The organism is Bacillus sp. PSXD-155 (assembly GCF_049310765.1).
Taxonomy (GTDB): Bacteria; Bacillota; Bacilli; order Bacillales; family Bacillaceae_G; genus Bacillus_A; species Bacillus_A cereus.
The window spans coordinates 103,061-119,559 of record NZ_JBMOWC010000008.1; the positions used below are offsets into that span (position 1 = coordinate 103,061).

Consider the following 16,499-nt stretch of genomic DNA (forward strand, 5'->3'; position numbering starts at 1 on the left):
GTGAAGTGAAACTCCTGATCATTAAAGTTTCGCTTTATAATGAAAAAGACGAACATTCATGAATGTTTCATAATAAAATGTATTTTTTTAAGAAAAGTGCGGATATGAGTTGTGATTTATGTTAGAATGGAAAATGCCTTTGAAATAAGAGGTTTTATGATCTTTCCTATCCGATTGAAGATTTTGGAGGAGAAATGGAAAGTTCGGATTATTTCTTGTTTTGAATGGTCAGACGTTCAACGTTAATGAAGAGTTAAATGGAGGATTTTATTAATGAAGTTTGTTATGTTCCTTGTAGGATTACTCGTTGTATTTGTACTCGGTTTTCTTATAAGTGCCGATCGAAAGAAGATTAAGTATAAACCAATCGCAATTATGCTTATTATTCAGCTAGCATTATCTTATTTCTTATTAAATACGCAAGTTGGTTATATTTTAGTAAAAGGAATTTCAGATGGATTTGGCGCACTTCTTGGATATGCGGAAGCTGGAATCGTTTTCGTATTTGGTGGTCTTGTTAATAAAGGAGAGGTTTCATTCTTCTTAACAGCGTTATTACCAATCGTATTCTTTGCGGTTTTAATCGGAATTCTGCAACACTTTAAAATTTTACCGATATTTATTCGTGCTATTGGTACGTTGTTAAGTAAAGTGAATGGTCTAGGAAAACTAGAATCATATAACGCAGTAGCAGCTGCCATTGTTGGACAAGCAGAAGTATTTATTACAGTAAAAGATCAATTAAGTAAAATCCCAAAACATCGTTTATATACATTATGTGCATCTTCTATGTCGACAGTGTCGATGTCAATCGTTGGTTCTTATATGAAAATGATCGAACCGAAATATGTAGTAACAGCACTTGTATTAAATTTATTTAGTGGTTTCATTATCATTCATATTATTAACCCGTACGATATTACAGAAGAAGAAGATACACTGAAATTAGAAAATAAGAAAAAACAATCATTCTTTGAAATGCTGAGCGAGTACATTATGCTTGGTTTCACGATTGCGATTACAGTAGCAGCTATGTTACTCGGTTTCGTAGCATTAATTACAGCAATCAATAGCTTGTTTGATACAATGTTCGGTATTACATTCCAAGCTATTTTAGGATATATTTTCTCACCATTAGCATTCGTAATGGGCATCCCGCAAGCAGAAATGGTAACAGCGGGACAAATTATGGCAACAAAATTAGTATCAAACGAGTTTGTTGCGATGCTTGACCTTGGAAAAGTAGCTGGTGATTTATCGGCTCGTACGGTTGGTATTCTTTCTGTATTCCTTGTATCATTTGCGAACTTCTCATCTATCGGAATTATCGCAGGTGCAACGAAAGGTATCGATGAAAATCAATCAAATGTTGTATCATCATTCGGTTTACGCCTTGTGTACGGTGCGACGTTAGTAAGTATTCTATCAGCGATTATCGTTGGTGTTATGTTATAAAAAAAGGATGGCTCTAGCTCATAGCTAGGGCTATTTTTTTTATGGTAAATTTGCATGAAAAAACCAATTAATTAGGAATATATTAACATATAAAAATCTTTTAAAATTTATATTGCATTTCACCTAGATAACGCTTACAATTTGATTTGTAGGTGGTATCAATTTCAGGCTTTCAAGTATGGTAGGAGAGAAGAAGCTACCTTTTATAAATTGCAATTTATGTAAACGCTTACTGATTTTAGATGACAGTTGAATAGTTTTAGGGGTTTTAAATTTTTTTAACAACAATGGTCAGACGTCATTCGTTATACGTTATACGACCAATAACTCGTGGGAGAAGTGGAGGATTCACATATGAAGTTCGTAATGTTTCTAGTCGGTTTACTTGTAGTGTTTGTACTAGGTTTCCTTATCAGTTCAGATCGTAAGAAGATTAAATATAAACCAATTGCACTTATGCTCGTCATTCAATTGGTACTTGCGTATTTCTTACTAAATACAAAGGTCGGATTTGTATTAGTAAAAGGGATCGCAGATGGATTTGGTTCTATTTTAAAATTTGCGGAAGCTGGGGTTAATTTCGTATTTGGTGGTCTAGCAAACGATGGACAAGCACCATTCTTCTTAACAGTATTATTACCGATTATTTTCTTAGCAGTATTAATCGGGATCCTGCAACATATTAAAGTTTTACCGATTATCATTCGTGCAGTCGGTTTCCTATTAAGTAAAGTTAACGGTTTAGGAAAACTAGAATCATATAATGCGGTAGCAGCTGCAATCGTTGGTCAAGGGGAAGTATTCATTACAGTAAAAGATCAACTAAGCAAATTACCGAAAAATCGTTTATACACACTTTGTGCATCTTCAATGTCTACAGTATCGATGTCAATTGTCGGTTCTTATATGAAAATGATTGATCCAAAATATGTAGTAACAGCACTTGTATTAAACTTATTCAGTGGATTCATTATCGTTCATATCATTAATCCATATGAAGTAAAAGAAGAAGACGATATTTTAGAATTACAAGAAGACAAGAAACAAACATTCTTTGAAATGTTAGGCGAATATATTATGCTTGGTTTCTCAATCGCTGTAACAGTAGCGGCGATGTTAATCGGTTTCGTGGCATTAATTACAGCAATTAATGGTGTATTCGATTCAATTTTCGGAATCACATTCCAAAGCATTTTAGGATATATCTTCTCACCATTAGCATTCGTAATGGGTATTCCAACATCAGAGATGTTACAAGCAGGACAAATTATGGCAACAAAATTAGTAACGAACGAATTCGTTGCAATGCTTGACCTTGGAAAAGTAGCGGGCGATTTATCAGCTCGTACAGTAGGTATTCTATCTATCTTCCTTGTATCATTTGCGAACTTCTCATCTATCGGAATTATCGCAGGTGCAACGAAGAGTATCGATGGCAAACAAGCAAACGTTGTATCATCATTCGGTTTAAAACTTGTATACGGTGCAACGTTAGTAAGTATATTATCAGCGATTATCGTTGGGGTTATGCTTTAATAAATTAAGAAAAGCAATGAGCGTAGGCTCATTGCTTTTTTTTTTAACTTGCTTTATCCAAGTCTCTTTTAAAATGTGGTTTCTCTAAATAAGTTCCCAGTCTCCAGACATATTCCACTAGCCCCATTCGGTATTTCTGGAGCCAATAGGTGCTAACGAATAATTGAATCGTATAAATTCCGATGGTTAAAAGAATACCGAAGAAATAGCCGATTTTCCCGTATAAGCCAAATCCATATGCGTAAAAAATGGTTGTTGCGATAATAGATTGCGCTAAGTAATTACTAACGGACATTTTCCCCATGTTCGCCATGTATGTTAGTAGACGGGTTGCTTTTTTGTAATGGAATAATAAAATGATTGTGCTTCCGTAAAAGAAGGTCATAGTTACTGGTGTAAGGCCATCTTGTAACATAATTAAAACCGGGTGTTTTATGAACATAGCTAAGATTTTAATTGTAAAAGAGAAGAGACCGGTGGCAAACCATATTTTTTTGACAGCAGGTATATGTTTACTGACCTCAAATAGCCAGCCTTTTTTCCCTACATACATTCCGAGTAGGAACAGTGGAGACATAAAAATTATTGCGAAAACTGATATGAAAAATAATCCGAATGCACCGTCAATTCCCATGTAATCAAAAGGATTTTCAGTCAATCTAAAGTTGACGTGATCCATATAGCTTCCAGTTTGATGGACTTTATGTTCTTTTTCAGTATAAGGTGCGAAATCATTTATATTTGTAGATGGATCAGTTTGATAAGACATAAGTGTAATAAGTGCGAGTAGAATAATCGCCCAAATAAGCAAAGTTTTCGGTTTTCGATTGATGAATATCATTAAAAAAATCCCGATTATTCCGTATGCAAATAAAATATCTCCCTCCCAAACAAAAGTGCCATGAATGTAGCCGAGTAGTAAAAGAATGATAATACGTCTTATGTATGTGGGGAAGAATTTTTTTCCTTTTGCGATAATACTTTTTTGTAACAAAATAATGCTAAGCCCAAATAGAAAAGAAAATAGGGATATAAAGTTATGTGTGCCGAAAAATTGAATAAACCAATTAGCACCTTTATCAAGATCGCCAAATAGATAAGTTGGTTTTTCACTGGTGAAGAACCCAAATTGAATTAATGTCATATTGACTAGTAAAATGCCAAACAAAGCGAAACCACGAATTGCATCAACAGCTTCTACACGTTGATTCATTTTTCCTCTCCTCGTATATTCGTTTTTATATTGAAAATAATACCATTTTATATCTGGCACTATGTCAAATATGAGGAAATTTAAGGTGATTTTAAGATAGAGAGCAAACAAAAAAATCACCTTAATACATGTATTAAGGTGATTGAAATATTACTCAGCTGGAGGCGTAAATGTACGTTTCTCTAATTCAGCATCTAGCATAAACAGTGCGTTTGAATCGCTTGTAATACGTTTTAGTTTTTGGATGATGCTATCGAATGAAGCTTCTTCTTCAACTTGTTCGTCAACGAACCATTTTAAGAATGTAATTGTTGCATGTTCACGCTCATCCCAAGCGATATCAGATAAGTTGTAAATACGTTTCGTTACTTCACGCTCGTGCTCAAGTGCGACTTCAAAAGCGTTTAATACAGATTCGTATTCGTTATTCGGATTATCAAATCCAGTAATAATAGCGCGCTCTCCGCGGTCATTAATATAGTTGTAAAGCTTCATTGCGTGGAAACGTTCTTCTTCAGCTTGTACAAGGAAAAAGTTAGCGAATCCATCATAGCTCTCAGCTGTACAGTAAGCAGCCATTGCCATATAAGCATGGGCAGAGTAAAATTCAAAGTTCATTTGTTCATTTAATGCGTCGTGCAATTTTTTTGATAACATAAAATCCCCCTTAGTATTGTGACAAGAATATTATACCATAATTGATAATATTCTCATTTAGATACTTCGAACCTTTTCGAAAGCTTTGTGACGTGTGCGTCCATAATGTCTTGTAAGTCTAAATCATATTTTTGCGAAAGAATAATAAGGTTAGATAGTACATCGCCAAGTTCTTCTTTTAGTTCTTGTTTTAGCTCTTCTTCTGTTTTCGCATCTTCATCAGGGCGATCGCGGCCGATTTCAATAGCACGAACGACTCGTGAAACTTCCCCAACTTCCTCGGTTAAGAAATTTAAGCGAATAAAGGCATTATACTGTGACCAGCTTCGTTTTTCGTAAAATTCCTCAACCCATCTTTGAAATGCAACGATATCCATTTCTTCCTCATCTCCTCAATATGTTGTACAATGTCAATTGTATCATAACAATATATAGTTTCGGGGTGTAGGAATGAGAAAGATTTGTGTGTTTGCAGGTTCTAATTTAGGGGAGAGACCAGAATTCAAAGAGCAGGCAATTCAGTTAGGTAAAATGTTTGTTGAGAACGAGTATGAGCTCGTATACGGTGGTTCATGCGTTGGATTAATGGGAGAAGTAGCAAACGAAGTTCTTCGTTTAGGTGGACGTGTAACAGGTGTTATGCCACGCGGTCTATTCCGAGGAGAAATTGTGCATACAGGATTAACAGAATTAATTGAAGTAGAGACGATGCATGAACGTAAAGCGAAAATGGCAGAGCTTGCAGATGCTTTTATTGCGCTTCCAGGCGGATACGGAACGTTTGAAGAACTATTTGAAGTTGTATGTTGGTCACAAATTGGTATACATAATAAGCCGGTTGGTTTATTAAACATAAAATGTTTTTACGGGCCAATTCTGCAAATGGTTGAACGTGCAGCAGAAGAAGGATTTATGAATCCATCAAATAAAGAATTGATCGTTTCAGCTGAGACGGCAGATAAACTAATTCATGCAATCCAAAATTATGAGCGTCCTGTTTTGGGAACGAAGTGGAAGCAACTATCATAGCAAATACGGAAACACATGTCGTTTTAATTTAAGATGGCATGTGTTTTTAATTTGGTTAAATATGTTAATGTTGAGATATGATGTTTTTTGGAAAAGGAGAAATTGATGGAGGAGTTTGTGTATTTACGTCCTGTTTTTAAAAGTATTTTAGCAGCGTCTATTCTTGTTATGCTAATCGTTTCAACACAGAAGAAAGAGCTAATTAATGAATTTTCGCTTTGGTTTATTTCGATATTGTGTATCGGTGTTTCGGCGATAACACTCTTTATGATTGGCTTTATTGTTGATGAGTATAATTTGGCTGGAGATCCACAATCGTTTTGTATGTTTATTGCGATTGGTTGTATTAGTGGTCTGAATTTCATTATTTATTACAGAAGGCAATAAAAGAGGCATTCCATATTACTTTGGAATGCCATTATCATTTTGATTGCTTTGTTTTTTATAGATGTCTTTGGAAACACATGAAAGTTTATTTTAAAAAAGCATGTGTTTTTAATTTGGTTCAATATATTGATAGTGAGATGTGGAAGCGTTTGAAGAGGGGAAGTAGATGGAGGGATGTTTTGATGAATTAAAAAAGAACATCTGAATAAAGGGTGAGTAAGGAATTATTGAGTGACATATAATTGTTCCGTTAAAGGGTCAGATTGTGGAAGATACCGAATGTTTTTATGAAGTTAGTAGAGGTTTTTTTAATCGAAATGAGAATAAATTTTATAGATGTAATCCTTTGGAAATTTTTAATCAGCTATGTATCATAATCTAATCATTAAAATGAAAATTGGAGGAGAGATGAGCATGGGGCGTTCTGTATTAAAAATGTATAACTACCACTTATGGGCAAATGAAGTTATTTTAAATCGCTTAAAAGAACTACCGCAAGACATTTTCCATAAGGAAGTTAAGAGTGGTTTTTCTTCGGTGGCAAAAGTAATGTCTCACATATACCTCACAGATTTAGCCTGGTTTGAGATTATTTCTGGTAAAAGCATGAGTGATGCAATGGTACACACAGACCAATTGAAAGAGCAGCTGGAAACAAAAAATATTGAGGAAATGAAAACTAGTTTTTATGAATTATCTAAACGATATAAAGTACTTTTAAGTAGTCAACAAGATTATGAAAAAGTGGTTGAGGTTGATAATCCATATGCTGGGCACCTAGATACGACGGTTTCTGAAACAATACTACACGTCGTCACCCACGGAGCATATCACCGTGGGAATATAGCCACAATGTTGCGGCAAATGGGTTATACCTCTGTTATGCAAGATTTTGGACTGTTTCTATATTCAAAATGAATTCTTTTTATTTACCATAGAATATGGGTTTTTATGATATTTTTTGGGGACTGCTTTTATTATTGGTTTAAGTTTAATTATGTAATATAGAATAAAGGCATTCCATATTATTTCGGAATGCCTTTATTGTTATTTTTATTTTGTTTTTTATACAGGTACCAGCCACCCCAGCCGCCACCAATTGCTACGACAACGAGGAAAGCATAGTCCTTAACCTCGACACGTATATTGAAAATATTAGCTATAAGTAAGAGAATCCCAACTGTTATTAACGCAAAAAATGCTCTAATTAAGTAGTCTTTCAACTGAACCACTCCCGTCATTTAAGTAGTAAATGATGAATTTGGAAAAGCTAAAGGGTGTTTCCTATATTTTAACATAGATGAGATTGTAATATATTGATAAAAGTAGGGGGAGAGGGGCGCTGATATTGTCGTGATTTGTCGGCAAATTGATATCCTTTGTCAAATCGTTGATATATTGCGGGTAATGATCGATATAATGAAAAAATCGTTGATATATTGCGAGTTATGATCGATATATTTGAAAAATCGTTGATATAATTTCGTGTACCGTTAAGTGCGACCATTACATAAAAAAGCGACTCTAAACGAGCCGCTTCCGCTTTTAAGTATTATTGATTCAAGAACGCACGTAGCATCCAAGCGTGTTTTTCTAGTTCTGTGTAGATGCCTAGTAGTAGGTCAGATGTCATTTCATCGTCAGAGTCTTGAGCAATTTCCATGCCTTTTTTCAGTTCGACTAGCATCATTTGGTAGTCTTTCATGATTGCTTCGACCATCCCTTCTGCAGTTTCTCCGTAAGCTGCTTCTTGAATAGAAGATATTTCTAGGTATTCTTTCATTGTTGCTACTGGTTTACCACCAATTGCTAAAATACGTTCTGCAATTTCGTCGATGTGAGTAGCTGATTCTGTGTAAAGTTCTTCGAATTTCTCGTGTAATGTGAAGAATTGAGGTCCTTTTACGTACCAATGGAAGTTGTGAAGTTTTGTGAATAAAACGCTCCAGTCTGCTACTTGTTTGTTTAATACTTCGATTACTTGTTTGTTCATTATGATCAATCTCCTTTTGAGTTGTTATGTGATATCAATTACTAATTTATAATTATTATAATCTAGTAATCTCTATAAATCAACCCTTTTGCTGGAATTAATTTGAACAAATTATGAACTGTTGTAAATAAAAGGCCCTATTACGATGAAGTAATAGGGCCTTTGTTTGAGATATGGCTCTTGTTCTAAACGAGCCGCTTGTGCTTTTAGTGATATCCAGCTCCGGTGACTAGACCAGTCGGTCATTTCGCGCCTTCCTGTGAGGCAAAGAACGCCTCTTCGTCAGGAGCTCCAATGCCCTCCTGTTCTGAGCAAGTCACCTCCGCTTTTATTTGTTAAACAGCCTTTTGTTTTTCTTCTACATCCTGTCCATCCCAGCACTCTGTATTCTTTAAGCCAGGGATAGAGTTTGCAACGAAGACAGGATCTTTGCCTTGTTTCTTTTGCTTCAAATAGTCTACTAATGCAGCGTAAGCAAATTTGCTAAGGAATGAGATGGCAATTAAGTTTGTGAATACCATTAGTCCCATGAATAAATCAGCTAAACTCCAAACTGTTTTAAGAGCAGCGATTGATCCGAAGAATACCATTCCGACAACTGCAACACGATAAATCATTAACCATGTTTTGCTTTCTTTAATGAATGCGATATTTGTTTCACCATAATAGTAGTTTCCTAGAAGTGAACTGAAAGCGAATAGGAAAATAATAATCGCTAAGAAAGTGCTTGCCCACGGTCCAATTTGTGAACTTAATGCGTTTTGTGTTAATTCGATGCCTTCTAAATTTGATCCTTTGTAAAGTCCAGAACATAATACGATAAATGCTGTTGATGTACATACTAAGAATGTATCTACGAAAACGCCTAATGCTTGAACAAGCCCTTGTTTTACAGGGTGAGATACATCAGATGTTGCGGCTGCATTAGGAGAACTACCCATTCCTGCTTCTGTAGCGAATAAACCGCGCTGAATACCGAACTTGATTGCTGCTCCAACACCACCAGCGATGGCTTGGTCTAAACCGAATGCACCGTTAAAGATTTCCATGAAAATGCTTGGTAACATACTGAAGTTGTTAATAACGACAAAAATAGCCACGCCGATATAAACGATTGCCATTGGCGGAACAATCATTTCTGTAATACGTGAAATGCTCTTAATACCACCAAAAATAATAACTGCAACTAATAAGGCTAATAGAGCTCCTACGATCGTTCGCTCTAGTCCAAAAGCATTTTCAAACGCTATTGTTACTGTATTCGCTTGAACTGAATTGAAAATTAATCCGTACGCAACTGTAATAAGAAGTGAAAACCAGACGCCCATCCAGCGTTTGTTTAACCCTTTTTCCATGTAATATGCTGGTCCACCACGGAACCTACTTCCATCTTTTACTTTATAAATTTGCGCAAGTGTACATTCTACGAAACTAGTAGCTGCTCCGATAATCGCGATAAACCACATCCAAAATATTGCGCCAGGTCCACCCATTGAAATTGCTAATGCTACACCGGCTAAGTTCCCAATACCGATACGTGCTGCTGCACTTAAGCAAAATGCTTGGAATGGAGAGATGCTATCTTTCTTTTTTTCTTTTCGATTAAACCCTTTACTAATTAAGCTGACCATCTCACTGAAATGAGTAATTTGGACAAATTTTAATTTAAAAGAGAAGTAAAGACCGAAGCCGATTAGCATTGCAATAAGAATATATGACCATAAAATATTATTCGTTACCTCAAGGAATCTGCTAAAGATATCAACCATATAATACACTTCCTTTTTTTCGTAATAAGAAAATTATATGCAAAAAATATACGAGAATCAATTTTTCTAAAAAATTATGTTACTTAAATCATTTTTGTGTTATGATTATGTTACATCGTAATATTTTTAGAATTATTTACATTTTAAAAAACTAAATTTAAAGCGAGAAGGTGGGGATAATTTGAAAGAAGATTCTTTATGGAAAGTAAGCCTTGAGAGTTTGAAAATGAGAAGTAATATATTTTTTATCATTACATCTTTAAGTATCTTTTTAGGATCCACTTATTATTACAATAAAAGATTTCCAAATCACAAATATCCTGAGTGGTTAGAATTTCTAAAATTGATTGGATGAATAAAAGACAGAAAAACAGAAAATTAAAATAAAAAAAGTTATGGAGGAGCTAAAAATGAATATTAGAGAAAGTGAACTTCCGGGTATTGGTTATAAGTTTCAAATCGTTACGAAAGGTAACGAAAAGATGGTAATTGTCATTCATGATGATGGACGTAGAGAAATGTATCATTTTGATTCAGACCATGAAGAAAGCATCTCAAGTATTTCACTACGTGACTCAGAGGCAAGACAAATCGCAGCAATATTAGGTGGAATGGTATATAAGCCTAGGGCGTTAGAAAATGTTGAGATGGTTTTTGAAGGTTTAGCGATTGAGTGGTTCAAAGTGGAGAATACAGCTCCAGCAATCGGAAAAACAATTGGCGATCTTGAAATAAGAAAAACATATAGCGTAACGATAATCGCAGTTATGAAGAAGAACATGAAGAAGCTATTTAATCCAGGACCAGAAACAGTAATTGAAGACGGAGATATGCTTGTAGTTTCAGGTGAGAGAGAAGAAATTAAAAAAATTATTAATGAATTACTTTCAAATAGGGGGGACTGATTAGATGGATACGTTAATTTTTGAAGTTGGTACAGCTTTAGTTTTAGTGGCAATTGCAGCAGTAATTGCTGGAAAATTTAAATTCTCAGTAATTCCTTTTCTAATTGTTCTTGGAATGTTAGTAGGACCGCATGCACCGACGATAGGTGTTATCGATCTCAAATTTATTGAAAGTGCAAGTGTAATTTCCTTCCTTGGACGGATTGGGGTTCTATTCCTTCTATTCTATCTAGGATTAGAATTTTCAATGAAAAAACTAATTAAATCTGGACGCTCTATTGCGATTGGTGGAACGATTTATATTTTAATTAACTTTTCACTTGGTTTGTTATACGGATTTATAATGGGATTCCCATTACTAGAAATCTTAATTATTGCGGGTATTATTACGATTTCTTCTAGCGCTATCGTTGCTAAAGTGTTAGTGGACTTAAGAAGAACTGGTAATAATGAAACCGAATTAATTTTAGGAATTATTATGTTTGAAGATATATTCCTTGCTGTATATCTATCAGTTGTTTCTGGTTTAGTACTTGGAGATCACGCTTCCTTCTTAGGTGCCCTTACTTCAATTGGAATTGCTTTAGGATATATGCTTCTATTCTTTATAGTAGCTAGAAAGGCTACGCCGTTATTAAATAAATTGCTCAACATTAGCTCAGATGAAATCTTTATTATTGTAGTATTTGCTTCGTTATTCTTCATTGCTGGTTTTTCAGAAACAATTCACGTTGCAGAAGCAATTGGAGCACTTCTTCTAGGATTAGTTTTCTCTGAGACAGAGCATAGTGATCGAATTGAACATCTTGTTGTTCCATTTAGAGACTTTTTCGGAGCTATTTTCTTCTTCAGCTTCGGGTTAAGTATTGATCCGTTCTCATTAGGCGGAGCGATATGGTTAACGTTAGGCGCTGTCCTTCTTACGATAATCGGTAACTTTGTAGCAGGAATGATCGCAGGAAGACAAGCTGGATTATCTCATAAAGCATCAACAAATATCGGATTAACAATCGTTTCAAGAGGAGAGTTCTCCATCATTATGGCTAATATCGGTATCGCCGGTGGTTTAATGTCAGTACTGAAACCATTCTCAGCACTATACGTGCTTATACTATCCATTTTAGGCCCACTTTTGACAAAAGAGTCGAAGAATGTATATAAATTCTTAAATAAAATCTTTAAGTGGGATACGAAGACTAACTAAATTGAAAAAAATAAAAGTACAAGATATTTCCTGCTTGTACTTTTATTTTTGTAATGAAAACAGTAAAGAGAGGTACATGATGTTAGGAGAGTTGATTCATTCGGTTTTAGTTTTTTTAGAAGGACTTGGTTATTGGGGAATTATGCTTGGATTAATGCTAGAGGTTATTCCAAGTGAAATCGTATTGTCTTATGCAGGTTATTTAGTATCAACAGGAAGCATTACATTTTGGGGCGCTGTCGCGTTCGGTACAATTGGTGGTGTAATTGCACAACTATTCATTTATTGGATTGGTCGATATGGAGGAAGACCTGTTCTTGAGCGATATGGAAAATATATTTTAATTCAGAAGAAACATATTGATTATGCTGAAGATTGGTTTAATCGTTATGGAACTGGCGTTATCTTTACCGCACGTTTTATTCCGGTTGTGCGTCATGCTATTTCGATACCAGCAGGTATTGCAAAAATGTCACATGCTAAGTTTATTACGCTAACTACATTAGCTGTTATTCCGTGGTCAATTGTGTTTGTATATTTAGGTTTTAAATTAGGAACAGAGTGGGAAAGTATTAATAAAGTTGCGGGGCCATATGTGAAATACTTTGCACTTGCTGCTATTGTTTGTGCAATTGGTTATTTTGTATTAAAAAAAATGATGAAAAAAAAGTGATTACAGAAAAGGAATCTATGTCGACGTAGATTCTTTTTTATTGGCATTTTTTCAAGGATGAAAGAATACGTTTAATATTTACCATATTGTGGCATACATATAGAAAAAGGGTGCTTGGAAAGGGGAATAAAGAGAAATGGAACTCCAGTTTCAAAATGTATATCAACAGGTAGAGAATTGGTATGTGTTGGATTCGGAGCTTCCTTGGGATGTCAAAAAGTTGAGAGAGGATTTGTTTTCTCTTATTGAAGTATGTAAAACGCCCGTTATTTTTTGTGATACGTGTGATGCAAACGATGTGCTTCTATCATTAGGAGAAGAGGAAGAAGAGTTCCTATTCCCAGTAGGTGGTTTTTATCATAAAGAAAAGCAATTAATTTTCGTTTGTATATGGGAAGAGTATGAGCAAGTTCTCAAAACGCTACTGCATGAATTCCGCCATGCGATGCAGCATAAGAGAGATATATTGTATGTGGGAAGTGAACGGTACGAAGAGCGGTGGATTGAAAAAGATGCGAGGAAGTTCGCGGAGAGGAAATTGGATGAATATAAGAGTAGAAGGTTAATGTAAAGCATAGTGGAGAAATAGCGCTGTGCTTTCTTTGTACTTATTAAAAATAAGTATTTGACTTTTATGAAGTTTAGTTCTAAACTAATGATATGAAACGAGCGAGGTGATGAAATGAAAACAGAAGATAGACTAGGGTTACTATTATGGTTTCGTTTATCACGTTTTTATAATAAGAGTATTCGTGAGACGAATCAGCATTTGAAAAAATGGAATGTATCTGCCGCCCAGTTTGATGTGTTAGCTCAAGTTGGAGGACATAATCGTTTAACGCAGCAAGAACTTGGAAATAAGCTATTTGTTACGAAAGGAAATGTAACGCAGCTTTTAAATAAAATGGAGCAGCTTGAGTGGATTTCGCGTGAACAAGAGGGTACTACGAAATATATTTCTTTAACAGAAAAGGGAAGAGCTTTATATGAGGAAATCGTCCCACCTCAAGAAACGTTCCAAGCAGAGAAGTTTCATAATTTAAATATAGAGGAACAAAAGCAATTATTAACACTACTAAAAAAGTTACAGTAAGAAAAAATTTTAAAATAAATCTCGAATTCGAGATAGTATGAGGTGAAGGATATGTTTAGAAAAGTTGATCATAAAAATATGGGCAGAGTAAATCATGGCTGGTTAAATACACATTTTCATTTTTCTTTTGCTAATTACTATAACCCAAATAACATGAACTTCGGAGCGTTACGTGTTATTAATGATGATCTAGTAGCGGCACAAACTGGTTTTGATATGCATCCGCACCGTGATATGGAGATTATTTCTTACGTTGTAGATGGTGCTTTAACACACGAAGACAGCATGGGAAATCGCGGAACGATTGAGCGTGGACATGTTCAATATATGAGTGCTGGCACGGGTGTATTTCATAGCGAGCATAATTTAGGCAATGAAACGCTGCGGTTATTACAAATTTGGATTTTACCAGACCGTGCGGATCATAAACCAAACTATGGTGAGTTTAAATTTGATTGGAGCAAGCGCGAAAATGAATGGTTTCATATGGTATCTTCAGTAGAAGGAAATGCACCAATTCAAATTCACCAAGATGCGAATTTATACTCCTTATCATTAGAGGCTGGAAAAGAAATTCATTTTCCAGTGAAAGAAGGCCGTCAATTGTACCTTGTACAAATTGAAGGAAGCAGTGTAATCAATGGTGAAAATCTTGTTATGCGTGATGCAGCAGAAGCGGTAGAAGAAGATATTCACATTCAAGCGAAAGAGCAATCGCACTATTTAGCAATTGAATTGAAAAAACAATAAAATGCGTAAAAAAAAGAGGACATCCGATAGGATGTCCTCTTTTTTTGATTGGAATTGTCTGAAAAATGTTTCTCAAATTTTGGGTAGAGGTATCAGCTGTAAAAATCAGAATTGTATAAAAGTGTCAAAAATCTTTATGGGAATGGGGAATGTTATAGTGAAAAAGCAAGTCATTTCATCAGCATTAGCGTTAACTGTTATCGCCGGGGGATTTGGAGCGTTTGGGGCAACGACAACGAAAGCGGAAGAACAAAAAATTCAATATCATCAAGAATTTAAAACACCTGCATACATAGGTGAAGAATGGAAAGCACCGGAAGGGCTAGATAAAAAAGAGACGGTCTTTCAATACTTAGAGAGTAAGAAAGATATGTTTAAATTAGCAGGAAATATTGAAAAGCATTTTAATATCGTTGGGGAAGAAAAAGACGCTGAATCTGATACGACACATGTGAAGCTAGTTGAGAAACATAATAACATTCCTGTGTACGGTTCTGATCAAACTGTTACACTTGATAAAGAGAATAATGTAAAAGCATTCTTCGGACAAGTTATTCCGAATTTAGATGATAAAAATATTCCTGCAGCTGCAAGCATTACTGCGGAACAAGCAGAAACAATTGCAAAGGCAGATATTGAGAAAGAAATTGGTAAAGTAAAGAGTTATGACGGTGTGAAAAAAGATTTATTTGTATATGAAAAGGACGGTAATTACTACCTTGCATACTTAGTTAAGGCATCGATTTCAAAACCAGCTCCAGGATATTGGCATTATTTTGTTGATGCAACGAATGGAAATGTTATTGAGAAATATAACGCTGTAGATAACATTACTGGATTTGGTTACGGAGTATTAGGTGCTAGACAATCATTTGAAATTGCTCAAGATACGAAAACAGGACAATTCAACTTATTTGATGGTAAACGAGGACAAGGTGTTCATACATTTGATGCAGAAAATATGGACGAGAACTGGTTTAATTTATTCTCACAATGGCTTGGATATACAGGAGAAGAAGTTGAAAGTAAATCTAAGTTCTTCGAAGATAAAGCTGCAGTTGATGCGCATGTAAATGCAGGAAAAGTATATGATTACTACAAAAAGACATTTAATCGTAACTCTTTCGATGATAAAGGTGCGAAGCTTATTTCTACTGTTCACGTAGGTACAGCTTGGAATAACGCGGCTTGGAATGGTGTGCAAATGATGTATGGTGATGGCGATGGAAAAACATTCATTCCATTATCTGCTGGACTTGATGTTATCGGTCACGAATTAACGCATGCTGTAACTGAACATACAGCAAACCTTGTTTACAAAAATGAGTCAGGGGCGTTAAATGAATCGTTATCTGACATTATGGGTGTTATGGTTGAGAAGAAGAGCTGGGATTTAGGTGCTGACATTTATACACCTGATAAACCAGGCGATGCACTTCGTTCACTAAAAGATCCAGCATCTATTCCAAACCCATTAAAACCAAGTGAAGGTTACCCAGATCACTATAGTAAACGTTATACTGGAACAGCTGATAATGGCGGCGTTCATATTAACAGTAGTATTAATAATAAAGCTGCTTATTTAGTATCTGAAGGCGGAGATCACTACGGCGTGAAAGTAACTGGAGTGGGCCGTGAAGCGACAGAAAAAATTTACTACCGTGCGCTTACGAAATATTTAACTGCAAACTCTGACTTCAAAATGATGCGTCAAGCTGCACTTCAGTCAGCTGAAGATTTATATGGTAAAAACTCTAAAGCTGTACAAGCTGTAACGAAAGCTTATGATGCAGTAGGCGTAAAATAATAAGAGAAAAAAACCTGACTAGAGTGTC

18 protein-coding genes are annotated in these 16,499 nt (G+C 35.2%); 12 read left to right on the forward strand and 6 right to left on the reverse strand.

Features of this window, described 5'->3' with window-relative positions; all coding sequences use genetic code 11:
* The first annotated feature begins 273 nt into the window (after window positions 1–273).
* Both ACO6VI_RS11645 and ACO6VI_RS11650 read left to right on the forward strand, forming a co-directional pair.
* Window positions 274–1,455 (forward strand): NupC/NupG family nucleoside CNT transporter, encoded by a 1,182-nt coding sequence (locus tag ACO6VI_RS11645; protein WP_000673841.1) that lies wholly within the window; start codon window positions 274–276, stop codon window positions 1,453–1,455.
* 354 nt (window positions 1,456–1,809) lie between these two features.
* On the forward strand, window positions 1,810–2,991 hold the full coding sequence (locus ACO6VI_RS11650; protein ID WP_053563400.1) for a NupC/NupG family nucleoside CNT transporter: 1,182 nt from the start codon (window positions 1,810–1,812) through the stop codon (window positions 2,989–2,991).
* A 43-nt stretch (window positions 2,992–3,034) separates the two neighbouring features.
* Here ACO6VI_RS11650 and ACO6VI_RS11655 read toward each other — a convergent pair whose 3' ends face one another.
* From ACO6VI_RS11655 to ACO6VI_RS11665, 3 genes are all read right to left on the reverse strand, one after another.
* Window positions 3,035–4,204: a DUF418 domain-containing protein gene (locus ACO6VI_RS11655; RefSeq protein WP_063548979.1), complete on the reverse strand. Its 1,170-nt coding sequence runs from the start codon at window positions 4,202–4,204 to the stop codon at window positions 3,035–3,037.
* 150 nt (window positions 4,205–4,354) lie between these two features.
* A complete protein-coding gene (locus ACO6VI_RS11660) occupies window positions 4,355–4,861 on the reverse strand; it encodes a ferritin (RefSeq protein WP_000949403.1) in 507 nt (168 codons plus the stop codon).
* 53 nt (window positions 4,862–4,914) lie between these two features.
* On the reverse strand, window positions 4,915–5,238 hold the full coding sequence (locus ACO6VI_RS11665) for a MazG nucleotide pyrophosphohydrolase domain-containing protein (RefSeq protein WP_000355749.1): 324 nt from the start codon (window positions 5,236–5,238) through the stop codon (window positions 4,915–4,917).
* 88 nt (window positions 5,239–5,326) lie between these two features.
* Between ACO6VI_RS11665 and ACO6VI_RS11670 the strand changes: the two genes are divergently transcribed.
* The 3 genes from ACO6VI_RS11670 to ACO6VI_RS11680 all read left to right on the forward strand — a co-directional run bounded on the left by ACO6VI_RS11670 (window position 5,327) and on the right by ACO6VI_RS11680 (window position 7,195).
* The gene (locus ACO6VI_RS11670; RefSeq protein ID WP_176328707.1) at window positions 5,327–5,890 is read left to right on the forward strand and encodes a TIGR00730 family Rossman fold protein; all 564 of its coding nucleotides are present in this window, start codon (window positions 5,327–5,329) and stop codon (window positions 5,888–5,890) included.
* 105 nt (window positions 5,891–5,995) lie between these two features.
* Complete coding sequence (locus tag ACO6VI_RS11675; RefSeq protein ID WP_000390916.1) at window positions 5,996–6,277, forward strand: hypothetical protein; 282 nt, start codon at window positions 5,996–5,998, stop codon at window positions 6,275–6,277.
* Between the two features lie 414 nt (window positions 6,278–6,691).
* The gene (locus tag ACO6VI_RS11680) at window positions 6,692–7,195 is read left to right on the forward strand and encodes a DinB family protein (RefSeq protein WP_000533785.1); all 504 of its coding nucleotides are present in this window, start codon (window positions 6,692–6,694) and stop codon (window positions 7,193–7,195) included.
* A gap of 107 nt (window positions 7,196–7,302) precedes the next feature.
* On the opposite strand, the gene ACO6VI_RS11685 is transcribed toward ACO6VI_RS11680, so the two are convergent.
* The 3 genes from ACO6VI_RS11685 to ACO6VI_RS11695 form a co-directional block, all read right to left on the reverse strand.
* Window positions 7,303–7,500, reverse strand: coding sequence for a hypothetical protein (locus ACO6VI_RS11685; RefSeq protein ID WP_000656311.1), 198 nt, complete (start codon window positions 7,498–7,500; stop codon window positions 7,303–7,305).
* 329 nt (window positions 7,501–7,829) lie between these two features.
* Window positions 7,830–8,270, reverse strand: a complete 441-nt coding sequence (locus ACO6VI_RS11690; RefSeq protein ID WP_001041891.1) for a Dps family protein — start codon at window positions 8,268–8,270, stop codon at window positions 7,830–7,832.
* A gap of 335 nt (window positions 8,271–8,605) precedes the next feature.
* On the reverse strand, window positions 8,606–10,039 hold the full coding sequence (locus ACO6VI_RS11695) for an alanine/glycine:cation symporter family protein (protein ID WP_000227594.1): 1,434 nt from the start codon (window positions 10,037–10,039) through the stop codon (window positions 8,606–8,608).
* A 410-nt stretch (window positions 10,040–10,449) separates the two neighbouring features.
* Between ACO6VI_RS11695 and ACO6VI_RS11700 the strand changes: the two genes are divergently transcribed.
* From ACO6VI_RS11700 to ACO6VI_RS11730, 7 genes are all read left to right on the forward strand, one after another.
* On the forward strand, window positions 10,450–10,944 hold the full coding sequence (locus ACO6VI_RS11700; protein WP_021036196.1) for a cation:proton antiporter regulatory subunit: 495 nt from the start codon (window positions 10,450–10,452) through the stop codon (window positions 10,942–10,944).
* Window positions 10,945–10,948: 4 nt separating this feature from the next.
* Window positions 10,949–12,148 (forward strand): cation:proton antiporter, encoded by a 1,200-nt coding sequence (locus tag ACO6VI_RS11705; RefSeq protein ID WP_000380223.1) that lies wholly within the window; start codon window positions 10,949–10,951, stop codon window positions 12,146–12,148.
* Between the two features lie 79 nt (window positions 12,149–12,227).
* Window positions 12,228–12,821 carry a DedA family protein gene (locus ACO6VI_RS11710; protein WP_000900214.1) on the forward strand — a complete coding sequence of 198 codons (594 nt, stop codon included), beginning with the start codon at window positions 12,228–12,230 and terminating at the stop codon, window positions 12,819–12,821.
* Window positions 12,822–12,957: 136 nt separating this feature from the next.
* Window positions 12,958–13,392 (forward strand): DUF3920 family protein, encoded by a 435-nt coding sequence (locus tag ACO6VI_RS11715; protein WP_063548975.1) that lies wholly within the window; start codon window positions 12,958–12,960, stop codon window positions 13,390–13,392.
* A 111-nt stretch (window positions 13,393–13,503) separates the two neighbouring features.
* Window positions 13,504–13,914 carry a MarR family winged helix-turn-helix transcriptional regulator gene (locus ACO6VI_RS11720; RefSeq protein WP_063548973.1) on the forward strand — a complete coding sequence of 137 codons (411 nt, stop codon included), beginning with the start codon at window positions 13,504–13,506 and terminating at the stop codon, window positions 13,912–13,914.
* Window positions 13,915–13,965: 51 nt separating this feature from the next.
* The gene (locus ACO6VI_RS11725; protein ID WP_422423373.1) at window positions 13,966–14,664 is read left to right on the forward strand and encodes a pirin family protein; all 699 of its coding nucleotides are present in this window, start codon (window positions 13,966–13,968) and stop codon (window positions 14,662–14,664) included.
* 157 nt (window positions 14,665–14,821) lie between these two features.
* Window positions 14,822–16,471, forward strand: coding sequence for a M4 family metallopeptidase (locus ACO6VI_RS11730; RefSeq protein WP_033685825.1), 1,650 nt, complete (start codon window positions 14,822–14,824; stop codon window positions 16,469–16,471).
* Window positions 16,472–16,499 lie beyond the last annotated feature (28 nt).

Excerpts from the sequence above, each read along its gene's own strand:
- ACO6VI_RS11695 (WP_000227594.1), bottom strand. The coding sequence starts at position 10,039 with ATGGTTGATATCTTTAGCAGATTCCTTGAGGTAACGAATAATATTTTA.
- ACO6VI_RS11650 (WP_053563400.1), top strand. The coding sequence starts at position 1,810 with ATGAAGTTCGTAATGTTTCTAGTCGGTTTACTTGTAGTGTTTGTACTA.
- ACO6VI_RS11715 (WP_063548975.1), top strand. The coding sequence starts at position 12,958 with ATGGAACTCCAGTTTCAAAATGTATATCAACAGGTAGAGAATTGGTAT.
- ACO6VI_RS11660 (WP_000949403.1), bottom strand. The coding sequence starts at position 4,861 with ATGTTATCAAAAAAATTGCACGACGCATTAAATGAACAAATGAACTTT.
- ACO6VI_RS11720 (WP_063548973.1), top strand. The coding sequence starts at position 13,504 with ATGAAAACAGAAGATAGACTAGGGTTACTATTATGGTTTCGTTTATCA.
- ACO6VI_RS11655 (WP_063548979.1), bottom strand. The coding sequence starts at position 4,204 with ATGAATCAACGTGTAGAAGCTGTTGATGCAATTCGTGGTTTCGCTTTG.
- ACO6VI_RS11645 (WP_000673841.1), top strand. The coding sequence starts at position 274 with ATGAAGTTTGTTATGTTCCTTGTAGGATTACTCGTTGTATTTGTACTC.
- ACO6VI_RS11705 (WP_000380223.1), top strand. The coding sequence starts at position 10,949 with ATGGATACGTTAATTTTTGAAGTTGGTACAGCTTTAGTTTTAGTGGCA.
- ACO6VI_RS11675 (WP_000390916.1), top strand. The coding sequence starts at position 5,996 with ATGGAGGAGTTTGTGTATTTACGTCCTGTTTTTAAAAGTATTTTAGCA.
- ACO6VI_RS11710 (WP_000900214.1), top strand. The coding sequence starts at position 12,228 with ATGTTAGGAGAGTTGATTCATTCGGTTTTAGTTTTTTTAGAAGGACTT.
- ACO6VI_RS11700 (WP_021036196.1), top strand. The coding sequence starts at position 10,450 with ATGAATATTAGAGAAAGTGAACTTCCGGGTATTGGTTATAAGTTTCAA.
- ACO6VI_RS11665 (WP_000355749.1), bottom strand. The coding sequence starts at position 5,238 with ATGGATATCGTTGCATTTCAAAGATGGGTTGAGGAATTTTACGAAAAA.
- ACO6VI_RS11680 (WP_000533785.1), top strand. The coding sequence starts at position 6,692 with ATGGGGCGTTCTGTATTAAAAATGTATAACTACCACTTATGGGCAAAT.
- ACO6VI_RS11725 (WP_422423373.1), top strand. The coding sequence starts at position 13,966 with ATGTTTAGAAAAGTTGATCATAAAAATATGGGCAGAGTAAATCATGGC.
- ACO6VI_RS11690 (WP_001041891.1), bottom strand. The coding sequence starts at position 8,270 with ATGAACAAACAAGTAATCGAAGTATTAAACAAACAAGTAGCAGACTGG.